Genomic DNA, 12,064 nt, shown 5'->3' on the forward strand with positions numbered 1-12,064 from the left:
GTCCAACGGTAACAACAACGTCTTGCGCAACTCCACCACAATGAACTCCTGAGTTTTGCTCAATGTGGTGCCCAAGTTGTGCTTGGTATGGGAGCCGTCATTTACCGTCGTTCGACGCTTCCAGCGACGGATGGTTGATTCAGCCACACCGAGTTCTCTAGCGAGCACTGCCACTGGTTTGGTTGATTGTTGGATCAGTTTCCGAATTTTCGGTGTGGTGGTGGCATTCGCATGGAGTTTAATCTGCATGTGCTGCTGTCCTTAGCTGCTGAATGAACTTGGCTATCCAGTCACGAGAATATAGGAATCTCGATGCGGAGCAACCAAGCCATTCATCAGGGACCCAACAGTGTAAAAAAACCGACCCAGAACAGGATCGGTTGTTATTTAAACAGCGCCGTTAACTTTTAATTTCAGAGCATTTTTTGAACAAGTCAAAAAATCGAACGGCCAAGGCGTTTGCCAAGCATCTCTAACATCGCAATGCCCGCCAACGAATTGCCGTTTTCATCCAGCTCTGGCGACCAAACGCAGACGCTCATCTCGCCGGGCACCACCGCGATGATGCCGCCACCGACGCCGCTTTTACCTGGCATCCCAACCCGATAGGCAAACTCGCCCGCACCGTCATACAAGCCTGAGGTCGCCAACAGCGCATTGACTCGACGGGTTTGCTTCTCTGGCAAAATCCGCTTGCCGCTGACGTCCATTCCTTGATTGCTCAAGAAAAAGAACGCTTTGGCCAGATCGGCGCAGCTCATGCTGATCGCGCAATGGTTGAAGTAGGTCATCAGTACCTGTTCAACGCCATTGTGAAAATTGCCAAAGGATTTCATCAGATAGGCAATCGCCGCGTTACGCGCCATATGGGTGAACTCGGAGTGAGCCACCCGCTTATCGGACACCACATGAGTATTGCCAGAGAGTTCGCGCACCAATTCCAGCATTCGCTGCTTAGGAGCACAAAGACGGCTTTGCAGCAGATCGGCGATCACCAAGGCACCGGCATTGATAAACGGGTTACGCGGCACGCCGAGTTCGTGCTCCAGCTGCACCAAGGAGTTAAAGGCATTGCCGGATGGCTCTTTACCCACCCGCGCCCAGATCTCCTCTTCACTATACAGGGTCAGTGCCTGCACCAGCGAAAACACCTTGGAGATACTCTGAATCGAAAACGGCTGCTGATAATCGCCAGCGCCGACGACACTGCCATCGGCGTTGCACACCGCGATGCCAAGCTTGTTGGCATCGACTTTAGACAGTTCAGGAATGTAGTCAGCGACCTTGCCCTGCCCGAGCAGCGGCCGAGCATCAGCCACGATCGCCTCTAGCATGGCAATGTCAGGCATTTAGCCCCACCAGATGTCGTACAGTTCGCTGGCCTTAACGTCAGTGACCGGTTTGTCAGCGAAGAAGTTAACCAGTGCTTGACGATGTTCCTCGGTGCATTGACCGATATCGCGGGTGCAAACTACCCCTTCCCACGCACGGTGGCCAGAGCCGGAAAAGCCCAGCGCGTTTGGCTCGATAACGGTATCCAGCAACTGATCCACAATGGCGTCGATCTGCTCTTCGGCTACGTCGCTGTTGAAGGTCCAGTAGATATCAAAACCGAACTCTTGAAACGCGCCAGTGCGCAGTTTCTTATTGATGCGCGCGTTACGCTTTGGGTTGTGCTTAGCAATCACCGTTAGTTTACCTTCTTGTAGATCATGTCCCACACGCCATGCCCCAGACGATGGCCGCGAGCCTCGAACTTGGTCAATGGGCGGTAATCTGGGCGCGGAACGAAGTAGCCTTCGGTCGCCATGGTGTCAAAACCTTCAGCGAAATACATCTCGGCGACCATGTGCTCGGCGTAGTGTTCCCAGTCAGTCGCCATGTGGAACAAGCCACCCAGTTTCAGCTTCTGACGGATCACCGCAACGAACTCTTCACGTACGATACGACGTTTGTGGTGACGCTTTTTGTGCCATGGATCAGGGAAGTACAACTGCACGCGATCAAGGCTGTTGTCTTCGATGCAGTCCGCCAGAATTTCAATGGCATCGTGGTAGTACAGCTTCAGGTTGGTTACACCCAACTCTTCGGCGTACTGCAGACAGGCGCCAACGCCCGGACCATGCACTTCGATGCCGATGAAGTTTTTCTCCGGCTCAGCCTTGGCCATCTCCACCAGAGATTTGCCCATGCCGAAACCGATCTCCAGTACCACTGGCGCTTCGCGTTCAAACTTATCAGCGATGTTCAGTTTGCCCATCTCATGGGTTAACCCCATGGTTGGCCAGTACACCTCCATGGCGCGGGCCTGACCCTTGGTCATCCGCCCTTCACGCTTTACGTAAGAGCGGATCTTACGCAGGTGCAGATCGTTGTTGTCTGCTGGCAGCTTTTGCTCGTCACTCATCAGATGTTCTCACTAAAGGGAACGGGCGCTACACTGGGCGCCCCAAAAAAACGGCTAAGTGTATTTTAGGTTGACCACCGATGGAAGCGACTGAAACTCAATTTGCCCAGCAAATTCTTGCTTGGTACCAACTGCATGGCCGCAAGTCGCTGCCGTGGCAGCATAACCGTACCCCTTATCGGGTATGGCTATCAGAGGTAATGCTGCAGCAAACCCAAGTCACCACGGTGATCCCCTACTTCGAACGCTTCACCGCCCGTTTTCCAACCTTAACCGATCTGGCCAACGCCGATATCGATGACGTGCTGCACCTGTGGACCGGTCTGGGCTACTACGCCCGTGGCCGCAATTTGCATAAATGTGCCCAAGTTATTCGCGATCAACATGGTGGCGAGTTCCCGACCGATATCGAAACGGTGATGAGCCTGCCCGGCATTGGCCGCTCTACCGCTGGGGCGATCTTAAGTTTATCGCTGGATCAGCCGCACGCGATTTTGGATGGTAACGTCAAACGAGTGTTGTCGCGCCATCACGGCATTGAAGGCTGGTACGGGGTAAAAGCGGTCGAAAATAAACTGTGGCAAGCGGCTATCGCCAATACCCCAAGCCATCAAGTGCAACCATACAACCAAGCGATGATGGATATGGGGGCGATGATCTGCAGCCGCAGTAAACCCAAGTGCGAGATCTGCCCGGTGGCAGCAACTTGCGTGGCGTTTACCGACAACCGCATCGGCGAGCTGCCCGGTAAAAAACCGAAAAAAGAGAAACCAGCCAAACGGGCGCTGCTGCTAATACTTCTGCATGAGGGCAAGGTGTTTTTGCAAAAGCGGCCGCCAGCGGGCATTTGGGGCGGCTTGTGGTGCTTGCCCCAATTTGACGATGAAGTCAGCCTAGAGCGCTATCTGGCCAAGTTAACCTTGGCGGCAGAGCCGGAAACCCTTAACGGCTTTCGCCACACCTTTAGCCATTACCACCTAGACATTGAACCCGTTGTGGCGCTGCTGGCCGCCAAACCCATAGAGGTACAGGAAAACCAAAGCGACTGGTTCACCTTAGGTGAGCCATTTAATGTCGGCCTCGCCGCCGCCACGGAAAAGCTGCTGGCGCAGCTCTAGCTAAAATCAGCTGTTGCTAGGCATCCCAATACACCGGGCTGCCATAGTTTTCTGCGAGAAAATCGATCACCGCCCGTACTTTAGGCGCGGGCTGATCACTATCCAGATAAAGGGCACAGATCTGTTGCGGCTCCAGACTGACCGATTTATGCCAATCACTAAGCAGCGGCAGTAACTTACCGCTTTGGATCGCATCGCCAATCAACCAACTTGGAAACAGCACAATACCGGCGCCATCGATGGCCGCCTGAACCAACAGCTCGGCGTTGTTGCTGTATAGGCTGCCACCGACCTCAAAGGCTTTTAGGCTGGTATGCTCGGCCCCAAAGTACCAACGCTGCAATCCCTTAATGCCTTTAAACACCAAGCAGTTGTGATCGGTTAATTCAGTTGGGGATTGTGGCTGACCATAACGGCCAAGGTATTCCGGGCTGGCTGCCAGCAAGTACCGCTGTTTGGCAAACACTTTCATCCGCAGTGATGAATCGTTGATCACCCCAATTCGCAGCAACAGATCGATCCCCTCGGCGGCCGGATCGACATACTCGTCGGTCAGTTGCAGTTCAATATTCAGCTGCGGATAGCGCTCGAGCAACTGTTGCAGGTATGGCGCTACATGTAAGCGGCCAAAGGCCACCGGAACACTGAGCTTAACGCTGCCACTGGGCTGTTCCGCCCGTTGCTCAAAGCTGGCGGCTAACTGTTCAAACTGCGCCAACATCGGTCGGCACTGACTGACAAACTGTTGCCCTTCGGCGGTTAATGACACCGAACGGGTGTGGCGATGCAGCAGTTTGACCCCAAGCTTGTGTTCTAACTGCGCCATCTTGCGCGACACCGCCGACGGCGTTAGATCTTGGCGCCGAGCCACCTCAGAAAAGTTGCCAAACTGCACCGTCATCAACAGCAGTTTGATCTCCAGCATCGACACGTCGTAATTCATCAGGGCTCTCAGATCAGGCTCAACCATCGAATCATAAAACAAAAAGGCCAAACCGCAGGCATTAACGGTTTGGCCTTTTGGCTGTTAATCCGAGTTAAGCGGTTACTGGCGAGGTCGCTACAAACTTAGCGTCTTCAGTAAAGGCTTGGAACTGAGCAATGATCTGCTGCATCGCAGCGGTGGTTAGCTCTTGCGCAAAGCCATCAACGCTATGCAGTTTGATCACTTCAAAGTAGTGGTATGGCGATGGTTCGTTGCTGCCAAACAGGTTTTCGCCTTTAAACACCTCAAACGATTGCACACTGTTCAGGCTATTTACTGTGGGCAGATCACTCTGTTTAGCCCACTGCAGGTAATCCGCTTCGCTAACGCCCTCTTTAAGGTTGAACATCACGATCAGGGTGGTCATTGGTCACTCTCTTTATTAGCCAAATAGATACACACCAGCGCTAAGGCAGTGGCGACCATGGCCGCAAGGCGCCATGGATTTAATTCAATGGCGGCGTTGTGTAACCAGCCTTGGCTATCAATCAACAGACTCATTATCATCTGCCCTAAGATGGTGGCCACTGTGGCAATGGTGACCCCAAGCCGTGGTACCGCTGCCACCATCACCACCATATACACCACTCCAAACAATGCACCGGTGAGTTGCCACTTGGGCACCGTAAGCAGCGTTTGCGAGTGTGCCGGTTCAAAAAACAAAATCAGCAACAGGCTAATGACCGCACCAACGGTAAAGGTTAACCAAGCGCTGGCCAGCACCCCAACTTGGGCACCCAAACGGCCATTAATCGCCGCTTGCACGCTTAATGACATGCCGCCAATCAACGCCAAAATCAGAAGAAAGGTCATGCTTGGCCTCCGTGATAGCCACACACTAAGGCAAAAATCAGTAGCACAAGCCCTAGCAGGCGGTAACGGTTTAGCGGCTGTTTGGTGGTGCCAAACCAGCCATTAGAATCAATCAGCACGCTTTGGCCGATTTGCCCCGCCAGTACCGCAATCATGGTCATCGCCACTCCAAGGGTTGGGGTAGCCATAGTCAGTACCACCACGTAAATTGGCCCTAATAATCCGCCAATCAACTGCCAGCTTGGGATCGATCCCCAATCTGGACGCGGTTGACCGCTAAACAGCCGTGCCAGCCACAAGATGGCGCTGCCAACCCCAAAGATGCTGAAGGTTGCCCATAAATAGCCAACTTGATCGCCCAAGGGACCCAGCAGGCCAGCCTCGAACGACAGCCCCATACCGGCGGTGATCACCAGCAATGTCCAAAGTAATTTCATGATGATTTACTTAGCTACGCGGATCGAACAGCACCACTTTCGAAGTGTGCTGGTAGGCTTTGCCTTGTGGGTAGGAAACCAATTCCAACTGCATGCCCCACGGCGCCATAAAGTACACCCAGCTTTCACCAGCGCTTGGGCCTTCGGTCATCACCGTTGGTTCGCCCAGTACTGTTAAACCTTGCGCGCGCAGGTAGGCCACCGCAGCGTTCATATCATCCACGTAAAACGCCAAGTGATGGCCGCCGATGTCGGCGTTGTTTGGCTGTTGTTGATTGCGCGGCGCGGTGTCGGCGTATTCAAAGATCTCTAGATTGATGCTGCCCGCGCTCATCACCGCAATCTGGCTGATGCTGGCGCGCGGATCGACATTGAGATGATCCGCCATCCAATTATCATCAGCGGCAAAAGGACCAAACTGGTAGGCCAGCTTGAAATCGAAATGACGCTGAAAAAAGGTCACCGCCTGCGCCAAGTCAGGCACGGTAAAGCCGAAGTGATCAGGGGTACGTAAGCCGGGAATTGCCATGCTGGCTCCTACTGCGGTAACGAAAAGGAGCGGCATTATGAGGATTAATCATTTGCCGAAACAGGCACTAATCGGCATAGCTGTTGTGCGCATTCAGCACAGATTGAGAGCTGCCGCTGGAAACCTGACATTGCAGCGATATTCTGCGGCGAAAGGCGTTACTGGTTTACCGCGATACATCGATACCAGCAGGAATAACGACCGCAATTCGTTGCTCAGTATGACGCGATGACCCAGTTTTGATATAACTGGCGCCAGACTCAATCGTAAGGAACCACATCATGGCTCGTACTGTTTTCTGCCAGCACCTCAACAAAGAAGCCGATGGCTTAGCGTTTCAACTGTACCCAGGTGATCTTGGCAAACGCATTTTTGACAACATCAGCCAAGAGGCATGGGGTTTGTGGCAGAAGAAACAAACCATGCTGATCAACGAGCACAAGCTAAATATGATGAACGCCGATCACCGGGCGATGTTGGAAGAGAAGATGGTGGCCTTCCTGTTTGACGGCGCCGACATCGAAATTGAAGGCTATAAGCCACCGGAAGCGTAATCGCTCAGATCAGCGATCTTGCCAACGGGAGCTCATATGAGCTCCCGTTGTTGTATCTGGTCAGCGACACTGCGCTGACCAGCACCGCCTTAGCCCAACTCAAGCTTCAGCAATCATTCACACTTGTTTCGTAAATTAAACTTTTAGCCTCAATAAAAACATAGACTTAACCCCAACTTGTTAATTAATTGCGAAATTAAGTCGACAACCGCACCAAAATCGCCAAAAAAACATCAAGGTGACACTATTTTGTTGTGATACAAAACGTTTGCCGAGTGAAATAGATCAATTTATAACGACTACTAAATTTGATTCGGTGAGCGTATTTCCCCGCCGAAATACTACTAGCAAGGACGCTGCTAATCCTAAAACTGATCTATTCCAATTGATGAAAAAACACCTTGTCTCGTTAGCCATCATCAGCGCACTAAGCGGCTGTATCGATATCGATGGCAACGCCCCTAATGTTAGCAACCCAGATCCTACCCCACCGCCGACAGTGCCATGCCCAGAAGGGGAAGAGTGCCTGCCAGATATTGGCGTAAACCCTCCTGCACCAGAGATCGGCCCGCCAATCGTGGCTACTTACACCGCCAAACTGATGTTTGAAGGTAAACAGTTGCTGGGTGACATCAGCTGCGAAGGACAAACCCTAAATAATCATGGTGAGTTCAGCTTTACCGCACATGATGGTGAAGCATCGGTACAGTGCAACTTTGGCGCCATCGCTAATTTAGCCACGCTGCAATTCCAATTCTCTGATCTGTTGGGCAAAGGCTCACAAACTGAGCAAGAGTACATCCGCCACTTTGACCTAAAGCAAGATGGTGACCTCAACGAGCACAGCGCTGATGCGTTTGCCTTGTTGGGTAATATCAGCACCTGTAAGGCAGAACCATACAAACTTTGCCTGGATGAGATTGACAGCTACGACATCGCCTCGCTGTATCGCTCCGGTGATCGTGACGCCATTGATGCGTTCCTAAACCCGGTGGTGGCTGAGGAGGGCGAACAACCAAGTGCCCACGTTGATCCTAACCAAAAGCCAGTAGTAACCCCTGGAGCGGGCAACAACTTGAGCGGCGGTTTTGTCGCCGCCGATGCCGAAGCCAGTTACGAATATGTGCCAGCCGCTGAAAGTAAACCGATGAGCACGGCTCGGTTGTTGGATCGCCACGGCCAACCGCTGGTAGGCATTGAGTATTTCAGCCAGTCTGCCAATGGCATTACTGGCAGTGAGGGTCAGTTCGAATACCTGTGGGGTGAGAACCTTATTTTTGGTATTGATACCTTCACCTTGGGAGAAGTGAAAGGCAACAAGTTTGAGTATCGCTTGGCGGATCTGAGTGATAACGAGTTGGTACAACAAAACCTTGAGGCTTTGGTTGAGCGTTATGGTATTGGCACCAATGAGGCCGCGAGTGCCAAAGTGCGTGACGTGTTTGCTCAATACCCGAATGTAATTAATGAGCTGGTGAATCTTAACCTGCCAAACGGCGCCATCATCCAAGACTGCTTTGTTGCTGGTGTTGCCTGCACTATGCCCAATGGGTTTACCGCTCAATTTGAGCAGGGCTTGACGCTATTAATTGATGAGGCGCTGAAACTCGATTCAATTGAGTATCACCAAGCGCCGCGAGTGTTACGTGCCGGTGCGGAAGATGGTGCCTACGTTACCCAATCACTAAAGCGCATCTTCAATGATGTCGAAAACGTCCACATCTTCCATGACAACGTGGCATTTTATGGCGCTTCCGGTTACGCCCGAGGAATGCGTAACTTCAACCTAACCAATGAAGCATTCCCGGTATTGATGCCGCGCAACGACAACAACTACTGGTTGCCGTTTGGCTCCGAGGCCGCCTGGACCCGAGGTGCAGGGGTAGATAAGAAAGCCTACTTCGTTGATGCCACTCTACTGGAGGGGGACGCCAGCATCGAGATGGTACGCCCAGATCTGATCTCTAAAGAGAGTGCCACCTACAACATGCCAACCATGGCCGCCGGACTGATTGGTCAAGGCAAGGTGGTGTTCTTAGGTAACGTGATGTACACCGCAGCGCTAGCCTGCCCAGACAACTACTGGGCTTATGGCGACTTGAAGGTAGATGTCGAAAACCAAGTTTGCCGTTACCGAACTCCAGATAACGCCGACGCCGAACTAAATGATGTTCGTAACGATCACGGCAGCATGAAGACCTTCTTCGGCAACCTGATCACGTGGTTAGCGCCAAGCTACGCCAACGGCAGTAACAGCATTGATGTCGCCAGTAACCTCAGCAAAAGTTACCCGTTTGGGTATCCATCTGGCTACGACTTCTTTATCGATGCGGCTTACAACATTGGCAACGTGGTATCGATGAGCAAAGGCGGCTTCTCCGAGCTAAATGTTGCCGACACCCCAGTACTGTTGTTGCAGTCGTTTGAAATTCAGATGTACGGCGATGGCATGACCAACAAACTGCTCTCCAATCCAGACAAACCGGTGTTGACCGAAGCGGATGTCACCGCCTTGATCCAGTATGTCAACGAAGGCGGCAATATCATTGTGTTTGATACCCTAGAAGCATCAAACCCAGCGCCAATTGCGCGCCTAGCTGATGCCGCTGGGGTGTCGATTGGTGGCGCTAACGTCGTGCGTACCTTACAAACCAACTGTGGCGAGAGTTACTACTGTCCAGGCAGTGGCCCTAACCTGCACGCGGTAAACCAGCACGATATCGTCGTCTACGAACGTTACGCCAAAGTTGGCGGCAGTGATGGCATTGGCCTTGATGCCGAGAACGGCAGCGTGATTTGGCCATCCGATGTGGCGATGATGGAAAACCCGCTGGAAATTGCCAAATACACCATCACCACCACCGATAAAGATGGTAATGAGGTAGAGCAAGAGAAGCTGGCGTTTGAAATTGTAAAGAGCGACGAAGAGAAGCAGGCAGCGATCGCCAAAATCCAAGCGGCGTTCCCTGACGTTGACGTGCCAGTGTGCCAAGACGCATACCCATATGAGGTGAACTGCATCGAAGTGCGCCCTGGTCATGGTATTCCAAGCCGCGGTAACTACAGTCGCCCAGATTTTCAGCGTATGCCGATGAGCAACGACGTGGTTGATAGCATGGTCAAGGCCGCTAATCTTGGCGACAACATCGATCGTCTGCTTAACCATGAGTTGTACTTCCGAACCAAAGGCAAAACCGGCGCTCGCCTGAGCAAAGTGGAGTTAACCGCCACTTACGACAACTTGTCAGTATGGATGTGGAACGACACCCAATACGAATACGTTGAAGACGCCGAAAGCGGCGATGAGCTTGGCTTTAAACGTGCGGTTGAGATGCTCAACTGCTACACAAGCAACGCCCATGGCGGCGGCAGTTTGTGTCAACCTCGAACCCAAGCGCTGCTGCGAGATCCTGATGGTAATCCAGATACCGACGATGCCATGGTGAACTTGATAGGTGAGTTGGACCCACAGTTCCCACTCAACTGGATGGAAAAACCGCTAACGCGGATTATGCTGGGTCGCTCCTTCTGGGATCACGACATCGTGGTTGATGTTGACGGCTACCTGCAGCGTCCCTCTGCAACTGGCGCCAACGAAGAGGCATTAGTACACACCCATGGCACCACCGTAACCGGCACTGCTGGTAATATGCAGTCTACTGGGTTGTGGGCACCGCAGTTACAACAGGTAACCGTAAGTGGTGGCGTAAAGGCTAACATCACTGTGGCACTGGTGGATGACATTACTGGTCGTGCCCAACACGAACTGGCGTTGAAGCGTCCATCTCGGGTACAGCAATCGTTCCGCCACGATGGTGGTAGCACCCAAATCACCGTGCCATACGGTGGCTTGATCTACATTCAGCCGCTAGCACAGGGCACTGACGATCTGGTTAGCTTCCAGTTCAGCAATGTACTTAAAGCATCGCTGTGGCGTGATGGCCAGTGGCTGCATCCATACAACCCTGAGGTACCGCTGGCGGAGATCGACACCGGTCACTTCATCTATACCACCCCAGTCAACAATGTTAGCGGCAATGCCGAGGTGATTAAGCAGTTTGTGGTCGACATGAATGCCTTTGCGGAGAGTGCCAGCGACTTTTATGGTCGCGAGCAAAAAACCGCCCAGGGCGATCATCGACGTTTTACCTACACCGACTTACCGGGTAATCGCCATCGCTTCGTCAATGATGCGCAGATCAGCATCGGTGCCGCCCACTCTGGCTACCCGGTGCAAAGCAGTTCCTTTAATGTCAACAGCACGTCAATCCCAACAGTACCAACCAACGATTGGCTGCTGTGGCATGAAGTGGGACATAACCTAGCTGCGGCGCCATTCACTATCACCGGCGCGACCGAGGTAACCAACAACATCCTTGCGCTATACATGCAGGAGCAACGCCAAGATAAGCCGTACATGGAGCGTATCGAAGCGACGCTGCCAAAGATCAAGCCATGGCTGCAACGTCATCATGGCCACGGTTGGTCGCAAGGCGATAACGGCATGCGCTTGGCGATGTTTGGCCAGTTGAAGTTGTGGGGTGAAGACCACTTCAAGATTGCTGACTGGTATCCAGATGCGGCGGATCGTCCGAGTGTGTTTGGTGATGATGAAGGCTGGAATATGATCAAATTGGCACACCGCAAAGCTCGTGAGCACGGCGATGCTGGCAACCAGTGTTCAGCGACCCAAACTGGGCTGAGCCAAGGCGATCTGCTGATGACCTGCCTCTCTTATCTCACTCATACCGACCTAACTGACTACTTTAGGGCTTGGAATCCGTCAGAAAGCAAAGCGGATCTGCCACCGAAAGAGGGCGAAACCGAATCTCAGGTGAGTTACAGCGGCGGTTTGACTGCTGCAGGTTTAAATGCCACACAGGCATTAGGCTTCAATAAACCGAACCAGTCCCCATTCAGCTACACCAGCGTGCAATAATCATCTCGCTTTGACTTAAAACACGCTCAGTTCGTTATGGCCAGTTGTTTGCGCAACTGGCCATTTTTATATGTGTTAGGACTTAAGCCAGAGACACGCACGGCTCTTAGAATCAGTCAATCCGCTGCTCTGCCATTGAGTCCATTTAATACATTTCCAGCGCATAACAAAAAGCCCCGAACTTTCGTTCAGGGCTTTGCTGTATGGTGCCTCGTCTCGGAATCGAACCAAGGACACGCGCCGATCTTAAAATCAGTCAATCCGCTGCTCTGCCAACTGCGG

General features: G+C 52.5%; 11 protein-coding genes and 1 pseudogene. 3 read left to right on the plus strand and 9 right to left on the minus strand.

The window, feature by feature from the left end:
• The 4 genes and pseudogenes from G506_RS0115070 to trmB form a co-directional block, all read right to left on the minus strand.
• Window positions 1-249, minus strand: a pseudogene (locus G506_RS0115070) (helix-turn-helix domain-containing protein); the annotation flags it as partial.
• Between the two features lie 185 nt (window positions 250-434).
• A complete protein-coding gene (glsB, locus tag G506_RS0115075) occupies window positions 435-1,349 on the minus strand; it encodes a glutaminase B (RefSeq protein ID WP_028117589.1) in 915 nt (304 codons plus the stop codon).
• Window positions 1,350-1,721: a 50S ribosome-binding protein YggL gene (locus tag G506_RS0115080; RefSeq protein ID WP_240473438.1), complete on the minus strand. Its 372-nt coding sequence runs from the start codon at window positions 1,719-1,721 to the stop codon at window positions 1,350-1,352.
• Window positions 1,691-2,407 carry a tRNA (guanosine(46)-N7)-methyltransferase TrmB gene (gene trmB / locus G506_RS0115085; RefSeq protein ID WP_035387426.1) on the minus strand — a complete coding sequence of 239 codons (717 nt, stop codon included), beginning with the start codon at window positions 2,405-2,407 and terminating at the stop codon, window positions 1,691-1,693. The genes G506_RS0115080 and trmB overlap by 31 nt, the downstream gene beginning before the upstream one ends.
• Window positions 2,408-2,487: 80 nt before the next feature.
• On the opposite strand from trmB, the gene mutY reads away from it, so the two are divergent.
• Window positions 2,488-3,525 (plus strand): A/G-specific adenine glycosylase, encoded by a 1,038-nt coding sequence (mutY, locus tag G506_RS0115090; RefSeq protein ID WP_028117592.1) that lies wholly within the window; start codon window positions 2,488-2,490, stop codon window positions 3,523-3,525.
• Between the two features lie 16 nt (window positions 3,526-3,541).
• Here mutY and G506_RS0115095 read toward each other — a convergent pair whose 3' ends face one another.
• From G506_RS0115095 to G506_RS0115115, 5 genes are all read right to left on the minus strand, one after another.
• Entirely contained in the window at window positions 3,542-4,468 is a 927-nt protein-coding gene (locus tag G506_RS0115095; protein WP_051202216.1) for a LysR family transcriptional regulator, read from the minus strand.
• Window positions 4,469-4,562: 94 nt separating this feature from the next.
• Window positions 4,563-4,877: a hypothetical protein gene (locus tag G506_RS0115100; protein ID WP_028117594.1), complete on the minus strand. Its 315-nt coding sequence runs from the start codon at window positions 4,875-4,877 to the stop codon at window positions 4,563-4,565.
• The gene (locus G506_RS0115105; protein ID WP_028117595.1) at window positions 4,874-5,323 is read right to left on the minus strand and encodes a DMT family transporter; all 450 of its coding nucleotides are present in this window, start codon (window positions 5,321-5,323) and stop codon (window positions 4,874-4,876) included. Before G506_RS0115105 ends, G506_RS0115100 begins: the two co-directional genes overlap by 4 nt.
• A complete protein-coding gene (locus G506_RS0115110) occupies window positions 5,320-5,760 on the minus strand; it encodes a DMT family transporter (protein ID WP_028117596.1) in 441 nt (146 codons plus the stop codon). The genes G506_RS0115105 and G506_RS0115110 overlap by 4 nt, the downstream gene beginning before the upstream one ends.
• A gap of 10 nt (window positions 5,761-5,770) precedes the next feature.
• Entirely contained in the window at window positions 5,771-6,289 is a 519-nt protein-coding gene (locus tag G506_RS0115115) for a VOC family protein (RefSeq protein ID WP_028117597.1), read from the minus strand.
• Window positions 6,290-6,570: 281 nt separating this feature from the next.
• Between G506_RS0115115 and G506_RS0115120 the strand changes: the two genes are divergently transcribed.
• Together G506_RS0115120 and G506_RS0115125 are read left to right on the plus strand one after the other, a co-directional pair.
• Complete coding sequence (locus tag G506_RS0115120; protein WP_028117598.1) at window positions 6,571-6,843, plus strand: oxidative damage protection protein; 273 nt, start codon at window positions 6,571-6,573, stop codon at window positions 6,841-6,843.
• 388 nt (window positions 6,844-7,231) lie between these two features.
• Window positions 7,232-11,782 (plus strand): SslE/AcfD family lipoprotein zinc metalloprotease, encoded by a 4,551-nt coding sequence (locus G506_RS0115125; RefSeq protein WP_028117599.1) that lies wholly within the window; start codon window positions 7,232-7,234, stop codon window positions 11,780-11,782.
• The last annotated feature ends 282 nt before the right edge of the window (window positions 11,783-12,064 follow it).

The sequence above is a fragment of the Ferrimonas senticii DSM 18821 genome, from assembly GCF_000422665.1.
In the GTDB taxonomy this organism is placed as follows: domain Bacteria; phylum Pseudomonadota; class Gammaproteobacteria; order Enterobacterales; family Shewanellaceae; genus Ferrimonas; species Ferrimonas senticii.